The sequence below is a fragment of the Acidovorax bellezanensis genome, assembly GCF_025421555.1.
Classification (GTDB): Bacteria; Pseudomonadota; Gammaproteobacteria; order Burkholderiales; family Burkholderiaceae_C; genus Comamonas; species Comamonas bellezanensis.
In genome coordinates, this window is the sequence record NZ_JAODYH010000017.1 from 1 (window position 1) to 26,543 (window position 26,543).

15 protein-coding genes are annotated in these 26,543 nt (G+C 67.5%); 13 read left to right on the forward strand and 2 right to left on the reverse strand.

Going from position 1 to position 26,543, the window contains the following annotated elements; translation table 11 throughout:
* Nucleotides 1–218: 218 nt before the first annotated feature.
* A complete protein-coding gene (locus N0K08_RS21065; RefSeq protein WP_261502380.1) occupies nucleotides 219–1,304 on the reverse strand; it encodes an MBL fold metallo-hydrolase in 1,086 nt (361 codons plus the stop codon).
* Between the two features lie 110 nt (nucleotides 1,305–1,414).
* On the opposite strand from N0K08_RS21065, the gene N0K08_RS21070 reads away from it, so the two are divergent.
* The 8 genes from N0K08_RS21070 to N0K08_RS21105 all read left to right on the forward strand — a co-directional run bounded on the left by N0K08_RS21070 (nucleotide 1,415) and on the right by N0K08_RS21105 (nucleotide 9,428).
* On the forward strand, nucleotides 1,415–1,816 hold the full coding sequence (locus tag N0K08_RS21070) for a MerR family transcriptional regulator (protein ID WP_261502381.1): 402 nt from the start codon (nucleotides 1,415–1,417) through the stop codon (nucleotides 1,814–1,816).
* A 99-nt stretch (nucleotides 1,817–1,915) separates the two neighbouring features.
* Nucleotides 1,916–3,100 (forward strand): isovaleryl-CoA dehydrogenase, encoded by a 1,185-nt coding sequence (locus N0K08_RS21075; RefSeq protein WP_261502382.1) that lies wholly within the window; start codon nucleotides 1,916–1,918, stop codon nucleotides 3,098–3,100.
* Nucleotides 3,101–3,144: 44 nt separating this feature from the next.
* Entirely contained in the window at nucleotides 3,145–3,807 is a 663-nt protein-coding gene (gene can, locus N0K08_RS21080) for a carbonate dehydratase (protein WP_261502384.1), read from the forward strand.
* Nucleotides 3,808–3,839: 32 nt separating this feature from the next.
* Nucleotides 3,840–5,672 (forward strand): bifunctional isocitrate dehydrogenase kinase/phosphatase, encoded by a 1,833-nt coding sequence (aceK, locus tag N0K08_RS21085; protein WP_261502385.1) that lies wholly within the window; start codon nucleotides 3,840–3,842, stop codon nucleotides 5,670–5,672.
* Between the two features lie 31 nt (nucleotides 5,673–5,703).
* The gene (locus tag N0K08_RS21090) at nucleotides 5,704–6,885 is read left to right on the forward strand and encodes an acetyl-CoA C-acyltransferase (protein WP_261502386.1); all 1,182 of its coding nucleotides are present in this window, start codon (nucleotides 5,704–5,706) and stop codon (nucleotides 6,883–6,885) included.
* A gap of 10 nt (nucleotides 6,886–6,895) precedes the next feature.
* Entirely contained in the window at nucleotides 6,896–7,531 is a 636-nt protein-coding gene (locus N0K08_RS21095; RefSeq protein WP_261502387.1) for an MSMEG_1061 family FMN-dependent PPOX-type flavoprotein, read from the forward strand.
* A 39-nt stretch (nucleotides 7,532–7,570) separates the two neighbouring features.
* Nucleotides 7,571–8,242, forward strand: coding sequence for an SDR family oxidoreductase (locus N0K08_RS21100; RefSeq protein ID WP_261502388.1), 672 nt, complete (start codon nucleotides 7,571–7,573; stop codon nucleotides 8,240–8,242).
* Between the two features lie 55 nt (nucleotides 8,243–8,297).
* Nucleotides 8,298–9,428, forward strand: a complete 1,131-nt coding sequence (locus tag N0K08_RS21105) for an acyl-CoA dehydrogenase family protein (protein ID WP_261502389.1) — start codon at nucleotides 8,298–8,300, stop codon at nucleotides 9,426–9,428.
* Here the strand turns inward: N0K08_RS21105 and N0K08_RS21110 are convergent, their stop codons facing one another.
* Nucleotides 9,429–9,902: a DUF421 domain-containing protein gene (locus N0K08_RS21110; RefSeq protein ID WP_261502390.1), complete on the reverse strand. Its 474-nt coding sequence runs from the start codon at nucleotides 9,900–9,902 to the stop codon at nucleotides 9,429–9,431.
* 148 nt (nucleotides 9,903–10,050) lie between these two features.
* On the opposite strand from N0K08_RS21110, the gene N0K08_RS21115 reads away from it, so the two are divergent.
* The 5 genes from N0K08_RS21115 to N0K08_RS21135 all read left to right on the forward strand — a co-directional run bounded on the left by N0K08_RS21115 (nucleotide 10,051) and on the right by N0K08_RS21135 (nucleotide 26,426).
* Nucleotides 10,051–10,779, forward strand: coding sequence for a TonB C-terminal domain-containing protein (locus N0K08_RS21115; RefSeq protein WP_261502391.1), 729 nt, complete (start codon nucleotides 10,051–10,053; stop codon nucleotides 10,777–10,779).
* A 19-nt stretch (nucleotides 10,780–10,798) separates the two neighbouring features.
* Nucleotides 10,799–11,332 carry an RNA polymerase sigma factor gene (locus N0K08_RS21120; RefSeq protein ID WP_261502392.1) on the forward strand — a complete coding sequence of 178 codons (534 nt, stop codon included), beginning with the start codon at nucleotides 10,799–10,801 and terminating at the stop codon, nucleotides 11,330–11,332.
* A 115-nt stretch (nucleotides 11,333–11,447) separates the two neighbouring features.
* On the forward strand, nucleotides 11,448–12,410 hold the full coding sequence (locus N0K08_RS21125) for a FecR family protein (protein WP_261502393.1): 963 nt from the start codon (nucleotides 11,448–11,450) through the stop codon (nucleotides 12,408–12,410).
* A gap of 163 nt (nucleotides 12,411–12,573) precedes the next feature.
* Entirely contained in the window at nucleotides 12,574–26,079 is a 13,506-nt protein-coding gene (locus N0K08_RS21130) for a filamentous haemagglutinin family protein (RefSeq protein ID WP_261502394.1), read from the forward strand.
* Complete coding sequence (locus N0K08_RS21135; RefSeq protein WP_261502395.1) at nucleotides 26,076–26,426, forward strand: hypothetical protein; 351 nt, start codon at nucleotides 26,076–26,078, stop codon at nucleotides 26,424–26,426. Before N0K08_RS21130 ends, N0K08_RS21135 begins: the two co-directional genes overlap by 4 nt.
* The last annotated feature ends 117 nt before the right edge of the window (nucleotides 26,427–26,543 follow it).

Below are 26,543 nucleotides of genomic sequence, written 5' to 3' on the forward strand. Positions count from 1 at the left end.
GGCCTGGGGGTTTTCTTATTGGTGGAATGTAAACACCCCCTGAGCGGCTGCGCCGCTTCCCCCTCTCATCCTACGGTGGAGGGGGACGACACCATCGCTGCGGGGCGGCCCTTGCTCGGTGTCCCCTTGTTGGGGCACGCCAGTTGCAGAGGCCGCGCTTTAAGCTAGCGCCGAAACAGCCAGATAAAAAAAGAGCGCTACGCGCTCTTTTTTTTGTTTCAGGGCTGGGCCACTGCCTGAAACAGGCACCGACCTCCTCGAGGCTGGTGGCGGCTGATCTCACCGCGGCGCCACAGGTAGTTCAGGTGGGCCAGGGCTTCGCCCAGGGCAAACGTCTGCTCATGCGGGTTCAGCGGGCGCCGGAACATGGTGTGCATGACGTCCGCGGCACTGGTGGGCCCCAGGGCACAGGCGGTGCGCACTTCGGCCAGTCGCTCGGCATGGTGGTCCTGCAATTGCCGTATGCGCGTGTGCAGGCCCTGGAATGGCTTGCCGTGGGACGGCAGCACCAGCGTGTCCTCGGGCAGCACCAGGTAGCGCGTCAAGGAGTCGAGAAACCAGCCCAGCGGATCGCCTTCGGGCTCGTTGGCGTGCACGCTCACATTGGTGGAAATGCGCGGCAGCACCATGTCGCCGCTGATCAACAGATTCAACTCCGCGCAGTACAGCGCCATGTGTTCGGGCGCGTGTCCGTAGCCGGCAATGCATTGCCAGGTATGGGCGCCGATGCTCAGCTGGTCATGGTCCATCAGACGGCGATAGCTGTCGGGGATGTCCGGTACGAGCCGGGGATAGTAGGCCGTGCGTTGCAGTACGTGCTGCAGGAATTCGGGGTCGCAGAGCCCGTGCTGTTCGTAGAAGGCGGCGTTTCGGATCCCGCCTTCGAGGTTGTGGCTGGCGGGGGGCTTGCTGGCGATCAAGGCCGTGCTGTAGTCGGTGGCGCTGATCCACAAGGGCGCTTGCCAGCGACTGCAAAGCCAGTGCGCCAATCCGATGTGGTCGGGATGCATGTGGGTGACTATCACCCGCAGGATGGGCAGGCCTTCGAGATGCTGGGCGAAGATCTGCTCCCACTGGGCGCGGCTGACGTCACTGTCGAGGCAGCAGTCGACGACGGTCCAGCCTTCGCGTGGGCCTGCACCATCGTCGAAGCGGTCGCGCAGCAGCCACAGATTGATGTGATTCAGCGCGAACGGCAGGCCCATGCGAATCCATTTGACGCCGGGAGCGACGTTCAGGCAGGAGCCTTCTTCGGGCAGGGCGTCGCCAAGCGGGTAATGGATTTCGTGTTCAAGCAGGTTCATGGTGTGGGATGATGGTTGCAATTTACGTTAACGTAAACGTCATTCCATGCATTCTAGGGATTCCTGTGCCAAGACCTGTCACTTCAGCGGCTCCCGCCACGCCTTGTTCTATGCCGACCACTTACACCATCAGCGATCTTGCCAAAGAGTTCGACCTGACGACGCGCGCCATGCGTTTCTACGAGGACATGGGGCTGTTGCAGCCCGAGCGCACCGGGCCGGGCGGGCGCAACCGCCTCTACAGCGCACGCGACCGCACCCGGCTGCGCCTGACGCTGCGTGCCAAGCGCCTGGGCCTGTCGCTCAGCGAAGCCAAGGACATCATCGATGTCTATGACAGCCCACGGGATACGGGAGCGCAATTGCGCAAATTCCTGGAGGTGCTGGGAGGCCACAGGCAGCAGCTCGAAGACCGCATGTCTGACCTGCAGATGAACCTGGACGAGGTGCGCGAGCATGAAAACGAAGCCCGTCTGTTGTTGGCGCAGATCGAAGCGAAAAATAATTCATAATTGACGTTTACGTAAACGTAATGTTTAGGGTACGCTGCTGGCATTCGGTCGCTGCCGGCCGACTCCAGACAATCAAGATATTCCAACAGGAGACAAGCCATGACTGCCAACCTTCCAGGACTCAATTTCCAGCTGGGTGAAGACATCGATGCACTGCGTGATGCGGTGCGGGAATTTGCCCAGAGCGAGATCGCTCCGCGTGCCGCGGAGATCGACCGCAACGACCAGTTCCCCATGGACCTGTGGCGCAAGATGGGCGATCTGGGCGTGCTGGGCATCACCGTGCCCGAAGCCTGGGGTGGTGCCCAGATGGGTTATCTGGCGCACATGGTGGCCATGGAAGAGATTTCGCGGGCCAGCGCCTCGGTCGGCCTGTCGTATGGCGCGCACAGCAACCTGTGCGTGAACCAGATCAACCGCAATGGCAGCGAAGCGCAAAAGAACAAGTACCTGCCCAAGCTCATCAGTGGTGAGCATGTGGGTGCGCTGGCCATGAGCGAGCCGGGTGCCGGCTCGGACGTGATCAGCATGAAGCTCAAGGCCGAGGACAAAGGCGGCTATTACCTGCTCAATGGCAGCAAGATGTGGATCACCAACGGCCCGGATGCCGACACGCTGGTGGTCTATGCCAAGACCGAGCCGCAAATGGGCGCGCGGGGCGTGACGGCGTTCCTGATTGAAAAAGGCATGGCCGGGTTTTCCGTGGCGCAAAAGCTCGACAAGCTGGGCATGCGCGGCAGCCATACGGGCGAGCTGGTGTTCGAGAACGTCGAAGTGCCTGCGGAGAACGTGCTGGGCGGCCTGAACAACGGCGCCAAGGTGCTGATGAGCGGGCTGGACTACGAACGCGCCGTGCTGACCGGAGGCCCTCTGGGCATCATGCAGTCGGTGATGGATTCGGTCGTGCCCTACATCCATGATCGCAAGCAGTTCGGCCAGAGCATTGGCGAATTCCAGCTGATCCAGGGCAAGGTCGCGGACATGTACACGGTGCTGCAAGCAGGCCGTTCTTTTGCCTATACGGTCGCTAAAAACCTTGATCTTCTGGGAACTGACCATGTGCGCCAGGTGCGCAAGGATTGCGCCAGCGTCATTCTGTGGTGCGCCGAAAAGGCCACCTGGATGGCTGGCGAAGGGGTGCAAATCTATGGTGGCAATGGGTATATCAACGATTACCCGTTGGGCCGGCTGTGGCGGGATGCGAAACTCTATGAAATTGGCGCGGGCACCAGCGAAATCCGCCGCATGCTCATCGGTCGCGAACTGTTCTCCGAAACCTGTTGAGCGGGGGCCCTGCGCGCTTGGATATTGACCATTAGGAACTGCACATGACAACGACCTCCATCGATGAACTTTTCGCCCATAACCGCGCATGGGCAGCCCAAGTGGAGCATGAGCGGCCTGGCTTTTTCACCGGCCTGATGTCGCAGCAAAAACCGCGCTACATGTGGATAGGTTGCTCGGACAGCCGCGTGCCGGCCAACCAGATCACGGGTCTGGAGCCGGGCGAAATCTTCGTGCACCGCAATGTGGCGAACGTGGTCGCATCCAGCGATCTGAATTGCCTGTCGACCATCCAGTACGCCGTGGACCAGTTGCATGTCGAGCATTTGATGGTGGTGGGGCACTACGGCTGCGGCGGCGTTCTGGCCGCGCTCGATGACCTGCGCATGGGGCTGGTGGACAACTGGATCCGCCATGTGAAGGATGTGCGCGACAAGCACCGTGAACTGCTGGCCGCCTTGCCCAAGGCCTGGCGCCATGATGCGCTGTGCGAGCTCAATGCCATCGAGCAGGTGATGAATGTCTCGCAGAGCACGGTGATGCAGGATGCCTGGGCCAGCGGCCAGAAGGTCAACCTGCATGGCTGGTGCTATGGGCTCAAGGACGGCCTGATCACCAACTTGCAGATGACTTTGCCAGGTGTCGACGGCGCCGAGCAGGTCTACCAGCAGGCGGTGCAACTGGTCGCGAGCCGCGAGCGCGGCTGATGCTGGCGTAACCGCCGAACAGGTCCGGTCCGATGTTTCCCCAGCGACTCGATGCTCCGCAGGCGTATGACATCGCGAAGGCGATGATGGATGGCTTCAACCGCCATTACCGCCTGTTTCGCTCCGAGTCGGCGCGGGCCAAGCACCGGTTCGAGACGGCGGACTGGCATGGTCAGCAGCGCGCGCAGCGCGAGCGCATCGAGTTCTATGACTTGCGCGTCAAGGAGTGCACGCGCCGTCTGGAAAAGGAGTTCGCGGCCCAAGACCTGCCCATGGCCGTGTGGCAGCAGGTCAAGCTGCATTACATCGGCCAGCTGGTGAACCATTTCCAGCCCGAGCTGGCCGAGACCTTCTTCAACTCGGTGACGACCAAGATCCTGCACCGCACGCATTTCCACAACGATTTCATTTTCGTGCGGCCTGTGGTGAGCACGGAGTACATAGAGAACGAGGACGCCGGTGCACGGCCGACCTACCGTGCCTATTACCCGGCGCAGCAGACGCTGCCCGAGGCGCTGCGGCATATGGTCGAGGATTTCGGCCTGCTGCGGGCGTTCGAGGATTTGCCGCGCGACCTGGACGGCGTCTACCAGGTGATTGTCGGCCAGGGGATGCTCAGCAAGCTGCGCTCGAATTTCCAGATCCAGGTGCTGTCCAGTCTGTTCTACCGCAACAAGGCAGCCTATCTGGTGGCCAAGGTGATCAATGGCTATGCCCAGCTGCCCTTGGTGTTGCCGCTGCTGCACGGCCCCCGGGGCGGGCTGGTGATCGATGCCGTGCTGACCGGGGAAGACGATGTGCAGGCGCTGTTCAGCTTTGCCCGGGCCTATTTCATGGTGGACATGGAAATCCCCAGCGCCTATGTGCAGTTCCTGCGCAGTCTGATGCCGGGCAAGCCGCGCGCCGAGCTCTATACCGCGCTGGGCCTGGCCAAGCAGGGCAAGACGCTGTTCTACCGCGATTTTCTGCACCACCTGCGCTATTCCAGTGACAAGTTTCGCATGGCACCGGGCATCAAGGGCATGGTCATGCTGGTGTTCGACCTGCCGAGCTTTCCCTATGTGTTCAAGCTGATCAAGGACTATTACCCGCCGCAAAAGGACACGACGCGCGAGCAGGTCAAGGGCAAGTACCAGTTGGTCAAGCAGCACGACCGGGTCGGGCGCATGGCCGATACGATGGAGTACAGCCTGGTGGCGTTTCCGCGCGAGCGCTTCGAGGACGCCTTGATCGCTGAAATCGAGAAATTCGCGCCCAGCCAGCTGGAGATCAGCGATCGCGATGGCGACGGGCGCACGGAGGTGATCATCCGCCACCTGTACATAGAGCGGCGCATGGTGCCGCTCAATCTGTACCTGCAGGAAGCGCTGGACGCCGGACCGCTGGATGAGCGGGCACAGGCCCAGCTGGCGCACAGTGTGATCGAGTACGGCAATGCCATCAAGGACCTGGTGGCGGCGAATATCTTCCCGGGGGACATGCTCTGGAAGAACTTCGGTGTCACGCGCCACGGCAAGGTAGTGTTCTACGATTACGACGAGATCGAGTACCTGACGGACTGCAACTTCCGCGAGCTGCCGACGCCGCGCAACGAGGAAGACGAGATGAGCGGCGAGATCTGGTATGCGGTCGGCCCGCGCGATGTGTTCCCGCAAAGTTTCGCGCCGTTTCTGCTGGGCCACCCGGCGGTGCGCGAAGTGTTCCTGCAGCACCATGCGGATCTGCTGGATCCCGCGTTCTGGCAGGCCTACCAGCAGCGCATACGCCAAGGCTATGTGCACGATGTCTTTCCTTACGAGCGCGAGCGCCGTCTGGCCTGGAATGTGCCGGCGCCGTCCGTCGTCCTGAATGCCGATTCCCCCTGATTCTTTTCCAACCCCATCCTAGGAGACAAAAATGACCGAAGCCATTGTGATCGTGGGCGCTGCCCGCACCCCCATGGGCGCCTTCCAGGGCGACTTTTCCGAACTCGCGGCCCACGATCTGGGTGGCGCAGCCATCCGTGCCGCTGTCGCGCGCGCGGGCATCGCGCCCGAGAAGGTGGATGAAGTGCTGTTCGGCAACTGCCTGATGGCCGGTCAGGGTCAGGCGCCCGCGCGCCAGGCCGGTTTCAAGGGCGGACTGCCGCAAAGCACCGGCGCCGTGACGCTGTCCAAGATGTGCGGCGCGGGCATGGAAGCCACGCTGCTGGCGCATGACCAGCTGGTGGCCGGCAGCCGCGATGTGATGGTCGCTGGCGGCATGGAGAGCATGACCAACGCGCCCTACCTGCTGAAGAAGGGCCGCGGCGGTTACCGCATGGGCCACGACAAGATTTTCGACCACATGATGCTCGACGGTCTGGAAGACGCTTACGAGGCAGGCCGCTCCATGGGCACGTTTGGCGAAGACTGCGCCGCCAAGTACCAGTTCACGCGCGAGCAGCAGGATGCTTTTGCCACGGCCAGCGTGCAGCGTGCCCAGGCGGCCACGCAAAGCGGGGCTTTCACGGCCGAAATCACGCCGGTCACCGTCTCCACGCGCAAGGGCGACGTGGTGGTGAGCGTGGACGAAGGCCCGGCCAAGGCACGACTGGACAAGATCTCCAGCCTCAAGCCGGCGTTCAAGAAGGACGGCACCATCACGGCGGCGTCGAGCTCGAGCATCAATGACGGCGCGGCCGCGCTGGTGCTGATGCGCGAATCCACGGCCAAGGAACTGGGCTGCAAGCCGCTGGCGCGCATCGTCTCGCATGCGAGCTTTGCGCAGGCGCCTGAATGGTTCACCACGGCGCCGGTCGGTGCCACGCAGAAGGCTCTGAAAAAGGCCGGCTGGACCGCGGCTGATGTGGACCTGTGGGAAATCAACGAAGCGTTTGCCGTGGTGCCCATGGCGCTGATGGCGGAGATGGGCGTGTCGCATGACATCGTCAACGTCAACGGCGGAGCTTGCGCTCTGGGTCACCCGATTGGCGCCAGCGGTGCGCGCATTCTGGTCACGCTGCTGCATGCCTTGCAGGCCCGCGGCAAGAAGCGCGGCCTGGCCACGCTGTGCATTGGCGGTGGTGAAGCCACGGCCATGGCCATCGAACTGATCTGAAGCCCGGATTGTGATCACTTCCCAGGAGCAATTGCGGGCGCTTTACAACGCGCCAGCGGAAAGGGCCTTGCTCAAGCAGCAGGTCGAGCTGGACCGCTATTGCCTGCGCTTCATCGCGCTGTCGCCGCTGTGCATTCTGTCCACCGGCGGCGGTGCCGGGATGCTGCTCGACGCTTCGCCGCGCGGCGGGCGCCCGGGCTTCGTCAAGGCTCCCGACAAGCACCGGTTGCTGCTGCCCGATGCGGGCGGCAACAACCGGCTCGACAGCCTGAGCAATCTGCTGCAGGACCCGCGCATAGGCCTGCTGTTCATGGTGCCGGGCTTTGATGAAACGCTGCGCGTCAACGGCACGGCGCGGTTGCGTGACGAGCCGCATTACACGGCGCTGTTTCGCAGCGAGGCCGCGCGCACGCGGCTGGTGATCGAAGTGACGGTGCAGGAAGCCTATCTGCACTGCGCCAAGGCGCTGATGCGCGCGCGTCTGTGGACGCCAGAGGCGCAGGTCCCGCGTACGGCCATGCCGGGCATGAACCAGATGGTGCACGCGCAAGTGGGCTTGGCGGAACCGGCCGAGCCACAGGAAGTGATGCGCGCGCGCTATGCCCACCAGATTGCGCAGGAGCAGGGCAGCGAGCTGCTGGGCTGAGCGCGGTAATCGATTTTTGGACGAGCAAAGGAGCGCGTTATGGCGCAGGTATTGGTGATCGGAGCGTCGCGCGGCATTGGCCGCGAACTGGCGCAGCAGTACATAGACAACGGCGACCGCGTGATTGCGACGGTGCGCCGGGCCGAGGACAAGGAGGAACTGCTGGCGCTGGGCGCGGCCGCGGTGCATCTGGTCGACGTGGGCTTGCCGCAGTCGGTCAGCGGCCTGGCCTGGATGCTCGACGGCGAGAAGATCGACTACGCCTGGTATGTGGCCGGGGTGCTGGACCATCAGCGCTCGACCAATCCGCCCACGCAGCCGGAGTTTGACCGCGTCATGCACACCAATGTGCTGGGCGCGATGCAGGTGCTGCCCCAGGTGGCGCCGATGGTGGAAGCGGCGGGTGGCAAGTTCGCCTTTATTTCTAGCAGCATGGCGCAGATCGGCCATGTGGACGACGACCATTCCTGGCTGTATCGCTGCAGCAAGGCGGCGCTCAACATGGCCGTGGCCGCAGCCAGCCATGGCTGGCCTGGCGTCCTGCTGCTGACCATGGACCCAGGCTGGGTGCGCACCACGATGGGCGGCAGCGATGCGCCGCTGTCGGTGGAGGAAAGCGTGCAAGGCATGCGCGCCACGCTGGCCGGTGCCAGTGCCGCCGACCGTGGCTGCTTGCTGCACCACGACGGGCGCCGGGCCGACAGCTGGTGACTGCAGGAATGGAGGCCCAGGGCCTCTGGATAAAAAACAAACGGAGACAAACAACATGCTGCTGACCCCCGACCAGGAAATGATCCGCGATGCGGTGCGCGATTTCGCACGCCAGGAAATCTGGCCCCATGCCGCGCGCTGGGACAAGGAGCACCACTTTCCCAAGGACGTGCACCGCGGCCTGGCCGCGCTGGGCGCCTATGGCATCTGCGTGCCCGAGGCCTATGGCGGCGCGGGGCTGGATACGCTGAGCCTGGCGCTGGTGCTGGAGGAAATCGCGGCTGGTGACGGCGGCGTCAGCACCACGATCAGCGTCACCAACTGCCCGGTGAACGCCATCTTGATGCGTTACGGCAGCGAAGCGCAAAAGCAGCAGTGGCTGGTGCCGCTGGCGCGTGGCGAGATGCTGGGCGCGTTCTGCCTGACCGAGCCGCATGCGGGCTCGGACGCTTCGTCGCTGCGCACCATGGCGCGCAAGGTAGGCGACGACTATGTGATCGATGGCGACAAGCAGTTCATCACCAGCGGCAAGCATGGCGACCTGGCGATCGTCATCGCCGTGACCGATGCGGCGGCCGGCAAGAAAGGCATGAGTGCGTTCATCGTGCCGACCAGCGCGCCCGGCTATGTGGTCGCGCGCCTGGAAGACAAGCTGGGCCAGCACAGCAGCGACACGGCCCAGATCCGCCTGGAAGGCTGCCGGATTCCGGCCGCGAATCGGCTGGGCGAAGAGGGCGAAGGCTACAAGATTGCGCTGTCGGCGCTGGAAGGCGGGCGCATAGGCATCGCCGCGCAAAGCCTGGGCATGGCGCGCAGTGCGTTCGAAGTGGCCGTGCAGTACGCCAAGGAGCGCGAAAGCTTCGGCCAGCCCATCTTCCAGCACCAGGCCGTGGGCTTTAGGCTGGCTGAGTGCGCGACGCAACTGGAAGCGGCGCGCCAGCTGATCTGGCATGCGGCCAGTCTGCGCGACGCGGGCCGTCCCTGCCTGCAGGAAGCGGCGATGGCCAAGCTGTTTGCCAGCGAGATGGCCGAGCGGGTGTGCAGCGCGGCCATCCAGACGCTGGGCGGCTATGGCGTGGTCAGCGACTTCCCGGTCGAGCGCATCTACCGCGATGTGCGCGTGTGCCAGATCTACGAAGGCACGAGCGACGTGCAGAAAATCATCATCCAGCGCGCGCTGGCGTGATCAGGGGACCGTACGGCGCAACACGATGGTGATGTGGCCGTCGGTCTCCAGCGTGGCGCGCTCGACTTCGTGCAGCGCCAGGCAGCCACCGGCGCGCAAGGCGGCGGTGAGGTCGTCGTGGGTGATCAACTCCTGGCGCATCAGCGGCCGGTTGACCTGACCGCGGTCGATCAATACCTGTGCCTCGCCGTCGATGAGGCGCCCCAGGCGTGGAAAGTGAAAGCTCAGCCGCGACAGCAGCATGTGGCAGACGATCAAGGTGGTGGCCAGGATCAGCCCCCCCAGCAGTGAGTTGTCGCCGGCGTTCATCGCGTTCTGCACGGCGTTCGACAGGATCAGCAGCAGGATCAGGTCGAAGGGCGCGTACTGGGCGGTCTGGCGCTTGCCCGTGAGGCGCAGAAAGACCAGCAGGAACAGGTAGACCACCACTCCGCGCAACACGAACTCCCACCAGGGCACCGATAACACCAGCATGTCGCACTCCTTGTAGTGCCGTCCACTATGCCGGCAGCCGGGCGGCTTGTCACGGCCGATGTCATGGAGTCGTCACGGGAGCTGCATAGCATCAGTTCCAGAAAGCCTGCAGCCATGCTGGCGGCAGGGCACTGAGACATCACCATCCATGGGGCACCAAATACTGGCTATGGGCGTATTCCTCGCGCTGGCGGTCGGTGTGGCAGGTAGTCCCGCGACAGCGGCGGAGATCGACGATCCGCCCCCACTGCCCACACCTTCTGCTGCCACCGTGAATCATCCCGTGCATTTCGCCGTTCATCTCGATATTCCGGCACAGCCATTGGCCGATGCGCTGGAACAATTCGGCGTGCGCACCGGATTGCCGGTGATTTTCGATGCGGCCCTGATGGAAGGGCGGCGATCGACGGCGGTCCTCGGCGAGCAAAGGCCCATGCAGGCCTTGCAAACCATGCTTTCCGGCACCGGTCTGGTGGCGCAATACGCACGCCCCGGCCGTACCGATGCCGTGGTCGTGCTGCCCGCGCCCGCAGCACGGGAGCCGGAGGCGGTTGCAGCGCCGGCGCCCGCGCCCGCGGGGCTGGTGCACCGCCGCTACGACGGCCTGGTGCAGACGCGCATTCGCGAGACGTTCTGCGCCCGGCCGCTGCTCGCGCGCGGCGCCTGGCGGGCCGCGGTGCAATTCAATATCGACGCGGCAGGGCATGTCCAGGGGGCACGCCTGCTGGACAGCAGCGGCGATCGCAGCCGCGATGCCGCGATCACCGAAGCGCTGGCCGGCCTGCGTCTGGACTGGGCGCCGCCTTCAACCATGGCCCAGCCGGTGACCCTGCTGATTAAGCCCCGAGGCGCGAGCCTGTGCGCCAGCGCGCCCTGACAGGTCAAGGAAAAACGCCGTGCCAGAGACCGCCATTCCTGCCCTGCGCGACTTCCTCGTCACGCGCTATGCCGATCTGCGGCGCACCTTGGCGCGGCGGCTGGGGAGCTCGGACCTGGCGAGCGAGGCCTTGCAGGACACCTGGCTGCGCCTGGAAAGCCGTGAAGACATCGATGGGGTGCGCGACCCGTTTTCCTATCTGCTGCGCACCGCCGTGAACGTGGCCTATGACCAGCAGCGCAGCCAGAGCCGGCTGGTGAGTGCCAGTGAAATCGAGGATCTTTTCGATGAAGCCATGGACCCGATGCCCGGGCCGGCACAGCAGGCCGAGGACCGGTCCGAGCTCGCGGCCTTGCAGGCCGCGCTGGACCTGCTGCCCGAGCGCAGACGGCGCATTCTGATGCTGGTGCGCTGGGAGCAGATGCCGCAGCGCGAAGTGGCCGACCGCCTGGGTGTGTCGCTGCGCACCGTCGAACAGGATTTGAAGAAGGCGCACGATTTCTGCATGGCACGCATGCAGCGCGGCAGCGCCACTGACAGGAACCCGCCATGAGCGCGAGATTGCGGTTTTGCGCCGCCCCATCCGTCTTGTATTCAGAGGGCCAGTGCAAGACCTGCGCCCGTATTGAATGATCATGGGGGTTGCCACTATGGGCCGAGACGGTTCTATGCCATCCAGGGACGCAGCGCGCGCACAGCGCGAGGCGGGCGCCTGGCTGCGCCGGCTGCAGTCGGGCGCCGCGACGGAGTTGGACCTGCAGGGCTTCAGACGCTGGCGCGCCGCCCACCCTGCGCATGGCGAAGCCTTTGCCAGGGTACGCCACCAGTGGAATCTGATGCCCGAGGCCATGGCCGCCCGCCCCGAGCGTGAAATGGCCGTGGCGCGTGTGCCGCAACGCAGTCTGCCGCGGCGCGTGTTCCTGCTCGGCACGGCCGTGAGCGCGGCCGGTGCGGCCGCAGCCGCCGTGGCTGTGCATCCGCCGCTGGCGCTGTGGCCGTCGATAGGCGAGCTGCAGGCCGACTACCGCACCGCCACTGGCGAGCAGCGCACGCTGGCGCTGGCCTCGGGCGTTGCGCTGCAACTCAATACCCAGACCGCGATGAGCCGGCTGGACGACGGGCCCGAGCCCGGCATGCGCCTGGTGCGCGGCGAAGTCGCGGTCGATCTGCGGCAGGCGCGCGCGCCGTTCGCGCTGGTGGCCGGTCCGGGGCGCGTGCTGGCGCAGGATGCGCAGTTCGAAGTCCGGCATCTGGACGACGGCAGCTGCGTGACCTGCATCACGGGCCGGCTGCAGGTGGCGCATGCCGCTGGCACGCGCGAGCTGCTCGCGGGCCAGCAGTTGCGCTATGGCGATCAGGGCTTCGAGCCGGTCAGGACCGTGGACACGGCGCAGTGGTCGGCGTGGCGCACAGGCCTGCTGATCTTCCGGCATACGCCGCTGGCGCAGGTCATCGCGGAAATCAACCGCTACCGTCCCGGCAAGGTGCTGCTGTGGGCCACGCACCTGCGTGAGCGCGAAGTCAGCGGCCGTTTCACGCTGGCATCGCTGGACACGGTGCTGCTGCAGATCGAACGCTCCTACTCCCTGCAGGCGCGCAGCCTGCCCGGCGGCGTGCTCATCCTGCGCTGATGCGGGCGCGCCGCAGTGCGCCGTTTATGACAGAAATGACGAAAGAAAGACTAGTGGGTTTGGGTTCGCGGATCCGTCTTCTCAGCAAGAGGAAGAGGTAGCAGCAGCATGGAGGCTGCGCGCCGACGCCTGTGCATTCAATCGAACCATTGCTGGGGATCAGATGACCAAATCGCCGCGCGACCGCCAACGCTTTCTCGACTCCTGCGCACCTTCGCTTTTCTCGCCACTGGCACATGCCGTGGCCTTGCTGCTGGCCACCACGGCCGGTGCCGCGCAGGCCCAGCAGGCTTTCAGCCCCGGCTGGTTTGCGGCCAAGAGCGGAGTGCAGGCCAGTGCCGCGCTGACGGGCAAGCTGCCCAACGGCCTGCCCGCCAACCCCTTGCTCACGCCCCAGGGCCAGAGCGCAGCGGCACGCGCCGAGCTGGCCCAGTCGCTGGCCAACCTGGGCCGCACGGCCCAGGGCATTGCCGCGCTGCAGGCCGCCCAGGCCAGTGCGCGCGCCGCCGCGCTGGCCGCGGCCTCGGGCATTCCCGACGGCCTGGGCGAAGGCGGCCTGAAGGTCGATACCAACAGCCTGACCGCGGGCTGGATCAACGCCAACGCACCGACGCAGAACGTGGCCAACGGCCAGACCACGGTCAACGTCCAGCAGACCGCGGACAAGGCCATTCTCAACTGGGAAACCTTCAACGTGGGCAAGAACACCACGCTCGATGTGAACCAGCAGACCCACTGGTCGATGCTCAACCGCGTGAACGACCCGCAAGCCCGGCCCAGCCAGATCCAGGGCCAGATCAAGGCCGACGGCACGGTGCTGGTCGTCAACCGCAACGGCATCATCTTCAGCGGCAGCAGCCAGGTGCAGACGCGCAACCTGGTCGCTACGGCCGTGGGCATGTCGGATGCGCAATTCAAGAAGGGGCTGTACAGCGAGGCCCAGGGCACGGCCCAGATACCGACCTTCGCCAACGACCTGGCCACCACGGCCAGCAGCTTCAGCCATGGCGCGGCCACGGGCGACGTAGTGGTCGAAGCCGGTGCGCGCCTGCAGACGCGCAAGCCCGTGAGCGTGACCGAAGGCGGCGGCTACGTGCTGCTGCTGGGGCGCGAAGCGCGCAACGCGGGCGAGATCATCACGCCGTCCGGCCAGACCGTGCTGGGTGCGGGCGATGCCTTCGTCATCCGCCGCGGCCAGGCCTCGGATGGCAACCAGAATTCCAGCACCCGCGGCAACCTGGTCAGCGCGCTGCGCCAGACCAGCTCGGCCGCGGGCCTGGCCGTCAATACCGGCCTGATCCAGGCCACCACGGGCGATGTCACGCTCACGGGCCACGATGTGCGCCAGCAGGGCGTGGCTGTGGCCACGACCTCCGTGCATGCGCGCGGCACCGTGCATCTGACCAACCCCGCGGGCGATGCCGAAGGCCGCGTGGCGCTCGATGCGGCCAGCATCACGGCCGTGCTGCTCGACGAAACGGCCGCGACCGCGCTGGATGCGCAGCGCGCGGCGCTGATCAAGGATTCGGACAAGGCGGGCGACGGCGTGACCCACCGGCGCGACCAGTCGCTGGTGCTGATCGACAGCGCCGGCCAGGTCGACTTCCGCGGCGACTCGCTGACCCTGGCCACGGGCGGCCAGGTGCTGGTCAAGGCCGCGCGCAGCGACGTGGCCGGCGGCGCGATCCTCGACGTCTCGGGCTCGGTGGGCGTGCGCGTGGCGATGGAGAGCAACAATGTGCTGATCAACGCGCAAGGCAATGAGCAGCGCGACGCACCGGTGAACCGCGACGACAAGAGCCTCAACAGCAAGAACATCTGGGTCGACCGGCGCAGCCTGGTGTTCGTGCCGGCCGGCACCAACGGCTACGCCACCGACCGCTGGTACACCGCGGGCGGTCTGCTCGAAGTCGGCGGCTATCTGGGGACCACCGGCCACGGCGTGGGCGAGTGGATGGCGCAGGGGGGGACGGTGCAGTTCGCGGGCGGCGATGTGGTCACGCACGCGGGCAGCCTGATCAACCTGGCTGGCGGCGCGCTGGACGTGCAGACCGGCTATGTGAACCAGACCTATCTCAGGGGCGCGGACGGGCGCATCTACAACGCGTCGAATGCGCCCGGAGACCTGCGCTACACCGGCCTCTACCAGGGCTTCGAGTCGGCGCATGCGCGCTGGGGGGTGACCGAGACCTTCGCCAACCCGCTGATCGCCCCGGGACGTCAGCTCGAAAACGGCTATACCGTGGGCCGCGACGCGGGAAAACTGGTGGTCGCGACGCAGAGCGCAACGCTGGAAGGCCGGCTGGACACGACGGTATACCAGGGCCCGCGCCAGACCAAGGCGCGCGACACGGCGCTCGATGGCTATCAGCAGGCGCAGACGGCCGTGGCCCAGCGCGGGCAGTTGATCGTCGGCCAGTGGCTGCCGATCTATGACGCCGACAGCGGCAATCTGCGCTACAGCCCGGGCGCCGTGGTCAATGAGATCGTCATCGGCGCGGCGCAGGCGGCCGAGGGGCGCATCGTGCTCGATGCCGGCTGGCTGGGCGCGCAGCAGCTGGGCGCGCTGCACGCCTACGCGCTCGGCGGCATCACGGTCAACGAGGCTGTCACCGTGGCGCAGGGCGGCAGCATCGCGCTGCATGCCACGCAGGTGGACGTGAATGCGGATCTCACGGCGCGCGGCGGCAGCATTGCATTGGGCAATCTGGTCGAGCGTTTCACGAGCGCGAGCCAGGGCTGGCAGAGCGGTCTGATCGCGCCGACCGTGCCGACGGGCTTCACGCCGCAGACCACGGTGGCTGGTGGCGCTACGCTCGACGCGCGCGGTGTCTGGAGCAATCTGGAATGGGGCGACGCGGACAGCAGCGCGCTGCCTTATCTCAACGGCGGTCGCATCGAGCTGCGCAGCAGCGGCGATGTGAAGATCGCGGCGGGCGCGTTGCTCGACGTGTCGTCGGGCGCGGCGCTGATGGCCAATGGCAGCCAGCGCGGCGGCAAGGGCGGCAACATCACGCTGATCGCCGACGGATTTCCGGGTGTGGACGATGTCACGCTCGGCCGCCTGGTGCTCGAAGGTGAGCTGCGCGGCCATGGCGTCAAAGGCGGCGGCAGGCTGCACCTGCAGACCGGCGAGGCCATCGTCATCGGCGGCCAGGTGGTCGGCAGCGACGGCACGCTGCCGGCGGGCCAGGCCTCGCTGTCCGACCTGGTCACGCAGGGCGCATTCACCATTGAACAAGGCGCGGTGCTGCCGGCCGACTACCACTACATGCGCTCGCTTGCCAAGCCCGGCGAGGCCATAGGCGGCGCGCCGCTGGTGGACCTGAACCAGCCCGGCAGCTGGATCACGCTGGCCGCGGACTGGTATGCGCCCGTGCCCACGGGCAACGGCTCTTATACGATCGTGCGGGACAACGGTTCGCAGATCAATATGTACCCCTGGCTGCAGCCGACGCTGATTCCCGCCGGGACCACGATACGCGCGATCAGCAACGCGACGGGCTTTCCGACGAGCTATGTCGTGCCGGTCGATGCCTTTCCGAACGGCATAGGCATTACGCCCACGGCTGGCGTGATGGCGGCAGGCACGGTCGCGCCCAGCGATGTGACTTTCTCCGCCGGCACGTTGCTGCGTGCGGGCACGGTGTTGCCGCAGGCGGTGGCCGTGGCGCCGCTGCTGCATCTGGGGGCCGATCTGTTCCGCCAGGGCTTCGCGCAGTACGAGGTAGTGGGGGTGGGCGGCCTGACGGTGGCCGAGGGCGCTGATCTGGCCGTGCGCATGCCCCAGTTGCGACTGGATAAGCGCGTGGCCCAGGATCTGGCCACGGGCGCGGATCTGTCCGCGGCGCTTGCGGTGGAGGAGTTGCCGCTGTTCGCTGAAAACGCGCGCACCGCCAGCCTCACTCAGCGCGCGGGCGCCAGCCTGACCTTGCAATCCGGTCGGGTGGGCCAGGCCCTGGCGCCTACGCTCACGGTGGCCGCGGGGGCGCGCATCTCGGTGGATCCGGGCCAGCGCATTGCCTTGGCCGGCAACGGGCAGATCACGCTCGACGGCGCGCTGCATGCGGCCGGCGGCCGCATAGGCGTGCAGAGCCTGGGCTATGGCAACGACGAAGTCGGTTCGGTCAAGGGCCACGACCGTTCGGTCTGGATTGGCGCGCAGGCCGTGCTCGACGTAGCGGGGATTTCCCACACCGCCATCGATACGCGCGGACGGCGTTACGGCCTGGTGCAGGATGGGGGCAGCATTCAGATCGGCGGCACCTACCGCGCCGGCGCGACCCAGGCCGATGCCATCGACAACTTCATCGTGGTGCGCCCCGGTGCACGCCTGGATGCCTCGGGCACGGCGGCCGTGCTCGATCTGCCGCAGCAGGGCGCGACCGCCGTGGCTTCGCACGGCGGTCTGATCCATCTGAGCAGCTTCAACGGCCTGTACCTCGACGGCGACATGCGCGCGGCCGCGGGCGGCGCGGGTGCGGGCGGAGGCACGCTCGCGCTCACGCTGGAGACGCCCAATTACGCCGCCAGCGCCGGCCCCGACGTGCGCGTGCTGGTGCACCGCGAACTGGCGCTGGTGCGTGAGCAGACGCCTGAAGCGCTCGCTGCCGGCCTGCAGCCCGGCCAGCCCGATGCGGCACTGGTGTACGGCCATGCGCGCCTGGGTGCCGACCGCGTCAAGGCCGGCGGCTTCGATCATCTGGGCCTGCTGGTCAACGGCGTGATCACGCTGGAGAACGGGCTTGACCTCGCGCTGGGCCAGAGCCTGCGCCTGACCTCGGGCAGCCTGAGCCTGCCGCAGGGTGTGGACGCTGGCGCCCAGGTAAGGCTGGCCGCGCCCTATGTGCGCCTGGCCGGAGCCACGCATGCGCAGAAGGATTTCCACGTCATGCCCACGCTCAAGGCGTCCTCGCAGGGCACGCCGGGCCTGGTGACAGTGGCCGCGCAATCACAGTTGCAAGTCGACTCCTCGCTGCTCGACGTGCTCGATGTGGTGGGCTTCGGCGCGCGTGGCTATGTGCAGCCGACGGCGGGCCAGCCCCTGGTCGAACGCCCCGGCTTCGATAGGGTGGAACTGCGCAGCCAGGGCGACCTGCGTTTCCTGCCATCGAGCCGAGGCGCGGCGTTCGATTCTTCGCTGACCACGGTCGGCGATCTGGTGCTGGCCGCGAGCCAGGTCTATCCGGCGACGGGGGCCAGGGGCGTGGTCATCGCGGGCCAGATGGGCGCGATCGATCAATGGGGCAACTTCCAGGTGCTTGCTGATCCGCAGCGCAGCCTGCGCATCGAGCGCAGCGGCGCGGCCGAGTTGCCCCTGCCGTATTCGGTGTTCGGCTCGCTGCAGCTGCTGTCGGCCAATGTCGCGCAGGGCGGCGTGGTGCGTGCGCCATTGGGCACGATCACGGTGGGCACGGGCAGCGGCGTGAACCTGCCGACTACCCGCGTGCAGCTGCTGCCGGGCAGCATCACCTCGGTGAGTGCCGCCGGGCTGGTGATGCCCTATGGCGGCACGGTCGACAACCTGACCTACAACTACAACGGCCTGGACGTGCCCTACTACGGCCTGGGCGACATGCTGGGCAGCGTGCGCCTGGCTGCGACCCATATCGACGTGCAGGCCGGCGCCACGCTGGACCTCAGCGGTGGTGGCGAGCTCAAGGGCGCGGGCTTCCTGTCGGGCCGCGGCGGCTCCACCGATGCGCGCCTGCATCCGCTGGTGCAGGTCGCCAAAGGCGGCTTCGTGCTGCCGGGCCTGGCGACCAATCCGGTCTATGCCATCGTGCCCGGCGTGCAGCCTGGCGCGGCGCCGGTCGCGGCCGAGAAGGGCGCGGGCGATCCCATGGTCGGTCGCCAGATCTCCATAGGCGAAGGCGTTCCCGGCCTGGCCGCGGGCACTTATACGCTGCTGCCTTCGACCTATGCGCTGATGCCGGGCGCGTTCCGTGTCGAGCTCAACGGCCTGGCTGCCAGCCAGGGCGCGTTCGGCGGCACCAGCCTGATGCCCAACGGCTCGTACGGCACGGCGGCGCGTCTGGGCATGGCCCATACCGGCATCGTCGATGCGATGACCACGCAGGCGGTGCTGACGCCGGCCGACATGCTGCGCAGCTATTCGCAATACAACGAGACCAGCTATGCCAAGTTCGGCCTGGACTGGGCCATGCGCGACAACGTGCCGCGCCCACAGCTCGAACGCGATGCGCGCGTGCTCACGCTGCTGCCTGGCGAGCAGCTGCAGATCGCTCCGGGCACGGTGCGCTTCGCGGCGGCCGAGGGCGGCCGGGGCGGCACGGTGTCGCTCAAGGCTTCGCGCATCGAAGTGCTGGCCGACGGCGCCGCGCCGACCGAGGGCTACGGCGGCATTTCGGTAGCAGCCGGCACGCTCAACAATATCGGCGCGGCCGTGATCGCGATCGGCGGCCTGCCGACCTCGACCTTCTCCGCCAACGCGGGCTATGGCTCGACCCAGAACGCCTGGCAGGTGAGCCTGGGCAATAACTGGGAGGTGGCCTCCGAGATCGTGCTGCGCAAGGGCGCGGTGCTGTCGGCTGCGCAAGTGCTGCTGGTGACCGGGCGCATGGACGGCGGCATCACCGTCGAACAGGGCGCGGGCATCGATACGCTGGGCCGCGGTGCCGCGGCCTGGAGCGGAGCCGATGGCTATGTGCTGGCGCCCGGCGCGACCTCGATGCTGGCGCTGGGCAACGGCCGCATCGACGTGCTCGCGCCCAAGGCCGGTGACGCCGGCTCGCGCACGGGGCCGGGCTATATCCACATCGGCGTATGCGACGTCGGTGCGCTGTGCTCGGGCGAGACCCGGCTGTACGCCGAAGGCAGCATCACCGCGGTCACGGACCAGTCGTTCCTGCTCGCCGATTCGGTGCGCTACGGCGCGCGCGATCTGGTGCTGGCCGTGGGCGCGATCAACGTCGGCAACCAGGCCCAGCTGGCAGCCGCGGGCGCCGCGGGCCTGCTGCCTTCGGGCCTCACGCTCAACCAGCAAGTGCTCGACAACCTGCTGCGCGGCGATACCAGCACCGGCGCCCCGGCGCTGGAGAACCTGGTGCTGACCGCGCGCGATTCCGTCAATTTCTTCGGCACGGTCAATTTGTCGACCGTGAACGCGACCACCGGCAAATCGGCGCTCGAACGCCTGGTGCTGGGCGCGCCGGCGATCTACGGTCATGGCGGTGCGAGCGATGTGGCGCGCATAGCGACCGATACGCTGGTCTGGAACGGGGCGCTCACGCCAGCGGGTGCGGTGATGACCGGCGGCGCGGGCACGGGCAGCGGCCGTTTCGAAGTCGATGCGCGCCAGATTGAATTCGGCTGGGGGCCGCGCAGCCAGCCCGACAGCGTGAACAGTCACGACCGTCTGGTGCTGGGCTTTGCCAGCGTCGATCTCAACGCCAGCGAGCGCATCACGGCCAACCACAAGGGCAGCCTGTCGGTCTACCAGCAGCAAGGCGCCTGGGACGCCGATGCGAAGACGTTCAGTTACAGCGGGGGCGATCTGCACCTGCGCACGCCGCTGCTGACCGGCCAGGCCGGTTCGGTCAACGCGATCAAGGCCGGCGGTGCGATCACCGCCACGGCGCCCGCGGGTGCGGCATCGCCGCTGGCCGACAACGCCACGCTGGCCGATGCGCTGGGTGCGACGCTGTCGCTGGACGCGGGCCGCCAGCTCACCGTGGACACGGCCGTGCTGCTGCCCAGCGGCAAGCTCACGCTCTCGGCCACGGACAACGTGTTGCTCGCCGATGGCGCGCAGCTCGATCTCGCGGGCCGCAAGATCGCCTTCTTCGACGTGAACCAGTACAGCTGGGGCGGCGAGGTCACGCTGGACAGCCGCGCGGGCAACGTGACGCAGGGCGCGGCCTCGCGCATCGATATTTCGGCCGAGAAGAACCGCGCGGGCCGGCTGACGGCCATCGCGCTGGACGGCACGCTGGACCTGGGCGGTGCCATTGACGGCAGCACCAGCGGCCATTACGACGCGGGCGGCACGCAGGTGCCGTTCGCCGCCGGCACGGTGGACTTGCGCGGCCTGGGCATCACCGATTTCGTGGGCCTCAACCAGCGCCTGACCGCAGGCGGCGTGTTCGGCGGGCGCAGCTTCCAGCTGAAGCAGGGCAATCTGGTGGTCGGCGACGAGCTCAAGGCGCGCGAGATCAACATCTCGGTGGACCATGGCAGCCTCACCGTGAACGGCCGCATCGACGCCAGCGGCGAGCAGGCCGGCAGCATACGCCTGGCCGCCAACGCCGGCGTGACCATCGCCGGCGGCGCGGTGCTCGACGCCCGCGCCAGCGTGCTGCGCCGCGACAGCTACGGTCAGGTCATCGAGGCGCCCAACCGCGCCGTGATCGAAATCGATGCGGGCGACGGCCGCCTGGTGCTCGCGCCGGGCGCGACCATGCATCTCGATGTCGCCGGGGCCGGCGCGAACTACGGCACGGTGGCTTTGAATGCGCCACGCCTGGGCGGCGCCATGGGCAACGACGTGGACATAGACGCCAGCGGTGCGGTGAGCATCACCGGCGCGCGGTCCATCGCGGTCAACGCTTTCCACCGTTACGAGAACGCGCCCACGGGCACGGAGACCACGGCCGACGGCCGCCCCTACCAGTACATAGACCAGGACTGGCTCAATGATCGCCACGCCGAGAGCGCGGTCTTCATGGGCCATGCGCTGGCCAATGGCGCGCTGATGAACGGCAAGCTCGCGGGTCTGCGCAGCTACACGGACCAGTTCCACCTGCGGCCCGGCGTCGAAGTGGCGACCACGGGAGATCTGCATGTCGATGGCGACATCGACCTGTCGGGCCACCGCTATGCGAGCGTCAACCCGCATGCGCAGCGCACGGGCCAGCATGGCTCGGGCGAAGCCGGCGCGCTGGTGCTGCGCGCCGCGGGCAACCTTGAGATCTTCGGCAGCGTCAGCGACGGCTTCGACGGCTCGCTGCTGGGCGCATCGCCCGACGACAAGGGCTGGATACTGCCCGCGGGCCGCATGCCTTTCGGCGGCGATCTGATCATTCCCCATGCGGGCCTGGCCACGCTGGACGCGGGCACGGTGTTCAAGAGCGGCCGCACGCTCAATTACGACCTGCCGGTGGCGGGCCTGACCTTGCCTGAGGGAACGGCGCTGCCCGTTGCCATGCCGCTGGGCCAGGACTTGCTGCTTGCCGCGGGCACGGTGTTGACCGCGGATGTGCGCGCGGCCGACGGCACGCTGCTGCATGCGGCGGGCAGCATGCTGCGCGCGCCGCTGCAACTGGCCGCCGGCCAGCAATTGGGCGCGGGCTTCCGCCTCACGGCGAGAACCCAGCTCGCGGCCACTTTCTGGCCCGCGGGCGTCGCGCTGCCGATGAACCTCACGCTGTCGCAGCCGCTGGCGCTGGCCAAGGGCGCGATCGTGCCCTCGGAAACCGACGTGGTCTTGCCCGGCGGCGCGGTGATGGTCAATCTGCGCCCCGCCGACGCGCAGGGCAGCCAGGGCCGCACCTGGGCGCTGGCGCCCATGCTGCCCGCGGGCTTTCAATCGAGCGACCTGCGCCTGGTGGCCGGCGCGGACCTGGCCGCGGCCGATTCGCGCGCGACCCTGCCGGGCAGTACGGCGCGGCTGCAACTGGCCGATACCCACTTCGGCCTGGGATCGGTGCTCGAGAAGACCTACCAGATTCCGCTGGATGTGGACCCGGGATTCATCGAGATGATGGGCTACAACGGCTTCGACTGGCAGCCCGGGATGTTGCTCACGCCGGCCATTGAGCAGCAGCTCAAGGACCTTTATCTGATCTCGCAGAGCATGGACGAGCTCAACCAGTACGGCTTCGGCAACGTCGCCGATTTCCTGAGCGCCGAGACGGTGATGAAGCCCGCGCGCCAGCAGCTGTTCAGCGTGCTGCGCACCGGCACGGGCGACCTCGACCTGATTTCCGCCGGCGACCTCGACATGCGCACGCCTTTTGGTGTCTATACGGCGGGCACGCGCTCGGCCTCGCTGGGCGCGGCCTACAACCAGGCGCGTGCACGCCTGGCCGATAGCAGCATCCTGCAACCCGAAGGTGCGGCATTCGAAGCGCTGGTCGACGGCGGTACCGATAGCCTGTATGCGGCCTGGTACCCCGAGCAGGGCGGCAACGTGCTGGTGCGTGCCGGCGGCGATCTCAAGGGCGACCTGATCGGCAACAACAACAGCCTGAACGACTACGGCTACACCTTCGCCAATACGCGCCAGCAGCACGCCAGCACCGCGGTCGGCAACTGGCTGTGGCGCCAGGGCACGGGCTCGGTGGAGCAGGGCGCCGACGCCGTGCCCACGGCCTGGTGGATCAACTTCGGCACCTACGTGGCCGGTTCGGGCAGCCCCAACCCGGATCCCTACGGCACCTACCTGTTCGGCAACGATCCGTCACTGGTCGGTTTCACCGGCGTCGGCACGCTGGGCGGCGGCAACCTGCGCGTCGAAGCGGGCGGCAACGCCGGCATGATGGACATGCGCGGCAGCGGACAACGCAACGCGGCCGGGCAACTGACTGACGGCGCGAGCCACAGCCCGCGCAGCCAGGGCCTGCACCTGGTGGTGGCCAGCACGGGCCGCGTCACGGCCGACGGCACGCTGGTGCAGACCGGCGGCGGTGACCTCGATCTGCGCCTGGGCGGCGCGCTCAACCCCGACGCCACGCTGCGCCGCAATGAGCACGATCTCAACTCCACGTTCGTCAATATGCGGGGTTCGCTGCACATCGACGCCGGCGCGATCGGCGGCATGCAGCCGCGCTATGGCGTGCTCAACCACATCGACACGCGCACCGGCGATCCGTTCGCGGCTGGCGCGGCGCTCGCGGGTGGTGGCCCCATCCTGGTGCTGGGCGACTCCACGGTACGCATAGAGACGCGTGGCGACCTGGTGCTGGGCGGCGTGGCCGACCCGGGCCGCACGCTGGCGCTCGAATCGACGCCGTTTACCTACCAGGGCACGCGGCATGCGGGCCATGGCTGGAGTTCGTTCTCGATGTGGACTCCGGCCACGGCCATCGATCTACTGAGCGCGGGTGGCAATCTCACGCCCACCACGGCCTGGGCCGAAGGCGGCGGCAATGAAGACGTGCGCTGGAGCGTCGATGGCCGCAACCAGTCGGCCAATGAAGACGGCTACTTCTATCCGTCCATCCTGCGCGCGGCCGCGGCCAACGGCAGCCTGTACTACGGTGTCAGCACCACGACGCTGACCAACAGCTTCGGCCAGACTCCGCTGCGCGTGGCCTTCGGCGTGACGCTCGCACCTTCGCCGACCGACGCGCAGTTCGTCAATGCCACGGGCAAGGGCGAGCTGCAACTGCTGGCGGGCGATTCGATCTTCGGCAGCGGCTTCATGTTCAGCGCTTCGACGGCCGATCCGGCTGCGTTGAGCAGCGTGTTCCGGCCCGGCTTCGTGGGCCGGGTGGCCGACACCGGCGGCGGGCAGTATGGCTGGGATCCTCTGTGGGTGCACAACACGGCGGCCGAGATGGCGGACAGGAACAGCTGGATCAGCCGCGACGGTGGCCGCGCCAATGTGGCACCGTTGTTCACCTTCGGCAGCACGGCCACATCGGGCTATGCCACCGTGGGCCAGCAGCCGGCGCGCTACTACGCCGTGGATGGCGACATCGTCGGCCTGCGCGTGGGCCAGGAAGTGCTGCTGGGCTACCCGGCGGGCGCGGCGGGCTCGCGCCATGAAGCGTCCATGCCGGTGGCGATCCGCGCCGGGCGCGACATCACCGATTCGGGCACGCAGCTCGGCCGCAAGGACACCGTGACCGGCCGCAAGACCAGCGTGGCCGACACCCGCGGCAACCTGATCGCGCATGCGTTCGACGACGATGTGTCGGTGGTGGAAGCCGGCCGCGACATCCGCTACAGCAGCTTTTATGTCACCGGGCCGGGCCTGCTGGACGTGAGCGCCGGGCGCAACATCTATCTGGCCGACAAGGGCGAGTTCAAGAGCCTGGGCGCGATCACCGATGCGGCGCCTGGCGATCGCAGCAATGGCGCGAGCATCGCCGTGGCCGCGGGCATGGGAGCGGGCGCGCACTGGGATGCATTCGCCGCGCGCTACCTCGACCCGGCGCGTCTGGCCCGGTCCGATCTGCCGTTTGCCGACCAGCCGGGTTCGGCGCTGTACAGCTACGGCGGCGACCTCACGCTGGCGCAGTGGCTGGCACGCGAGCTGGGCTATGACGCGACCCGGCACGGCACGCCCGAAGCGTTCATGGCCGCGCGCCAGACCGAGTTCGACAGCGCGCATGCCACGGCGCTGGCCGAAGGCCGGACGACGGTCAACCGCTCGCTGGCACGCGAATACAAGGTCGAGAGCCGCCTGCATCTGGTCAACTGGCTCAGCGAGCGCTTCGGTGGTGACAACCGGTTGGGACTGCGCTTCGATGCCGCCAGCATGGATGCGCGCAGCTTCTTCGCGGCACTGCCCGCCGAGCAGCAGCAGGCGTTCCTGCGCGGCGTCTACTACGCCGAACTCAAGGCCGGGGGCCGGGAGTACAACGACGTCGCCGGCAAGCGCTACGGCAGCTATCTGCGTGGGCGTGAAGCCATCGCCACGCTGCTGCCCACGCAGGATGCCCAGGGCAAGGCGCTGAAGTACGAAGGCGATCTGACCATGTTCAGCAGCGCGCTGTACTTCAACGCCGACTATGTGAACAACTCCGTGGGCCAGGCGCGGCCCAAGCCGGGCGTGAAGTACCTCTCCTACGCCGAGTGGGTGGCGCTGGGCCAGCCGGGCTATGGCGTGTCGTTCTACAACGTGCTCGATGCCGGGATCCATACCAACTTCGGTGGCGACATCAGCATCATGACGCCGGGCGGCCGGACCCTGGTCGGTGTGGACGGCGGCTTCGTGCCCGGGCCGGGCTCGGGCGTGATGACGCTGGGCGAGGGCGACATCCACCTCTATGCCAAGGGCGACATCCTGATGGGGCAGAGCCGGATCTTCACCACCTTCGGCGGCAGCATCCTGGCCTGGTCGGCCGAAGGCGACATCAATGCCGGCCGCGGCAGCAAGACCACGGTGGTGGCGACGCCGCAGCGCCGGGTCTACGACAGCATAGGCAATGTGTCGCTGTCGCCGTCGACGCCCAGCACGGGCGCGGGCATTGCCACGCTCAACCCGATTCCCGAGATCCCGCCGGGCGACATCGACCTGATCGCGCCGCTGGGCACCATCGATGCGGGCGAGGCCGGCATCCGGGTGTCGGGCAATGTGAACCTGGCCGCGATGCAGGTGGTCAACGCCGAGAACATCCAGGTGCAGGGCAAGGCCGTGGGCATTCCGGTGGTGGCGGCGGTGAACGTCGGCGCGCTGACCAACGCCAGCGCCGCCACGGCCCAGGCCACGGTGGCCGCGCAGGAAGTGATGCAGCGCGAGCGGGCCGCGGCGCGTCAGGCCCTGCCATCGGTGTTCACGGTGCGGGTGCTGGGCTTTGGCGACCAGCCCGCGGAAGGCGCGACTTCGGCCAGCCCGTCGGCCGCCGCACCCATGCCGGCCGAGCACACGCGCTATGACGCGAGCAGCCCGTTCCAGCTCATAGGCCATGGCGCGCTGACGCCGGAGCAGGCCAAGGGGCTGACGGAACGCGAGCGCCAGGCCTTGCTGGCCTCGCGATGAAGGCGCTGCCGCGCTGGGCCTGGCGGTTCGCGCTGGCGGCGTCCCTCGCCGGCCTGGCGCAGGGCGCCGCGGCCGAGGCGAGCGCCTGCATCGAGGTGGAAGTCGACGGCCAGCGCGCGCCGCCTTCGGCCGATTGTCTGACGCAAAAGCTCGTGCCCCGGGCCGGGGCTGCCAGGCCCGCGGGCGCCGCGCTGGCCGCGGAGGCCATTGTGCAAAGGCCGTCGAATCAGCTGGGCCTGTTCAACCGCGCCGCCACCGGCCACCGCATGGGCGACCAGTTCGGGCGTTCGGCCTTCCCGCAAAGGCCTCCCGATGACCCCGGTGCGCGCCCCCCCGCGGGGCGCTGAGCAGCGCCTTCTTCCAGAGGGCAATGGCCAGGCAGATGGCGCCCGGCCAGGCCGGCCGCGCCAGGCCGGCCGCGCCTGGCCGGCCAGGGCCATGGCCGCCCTGGCACTTTTATGAAG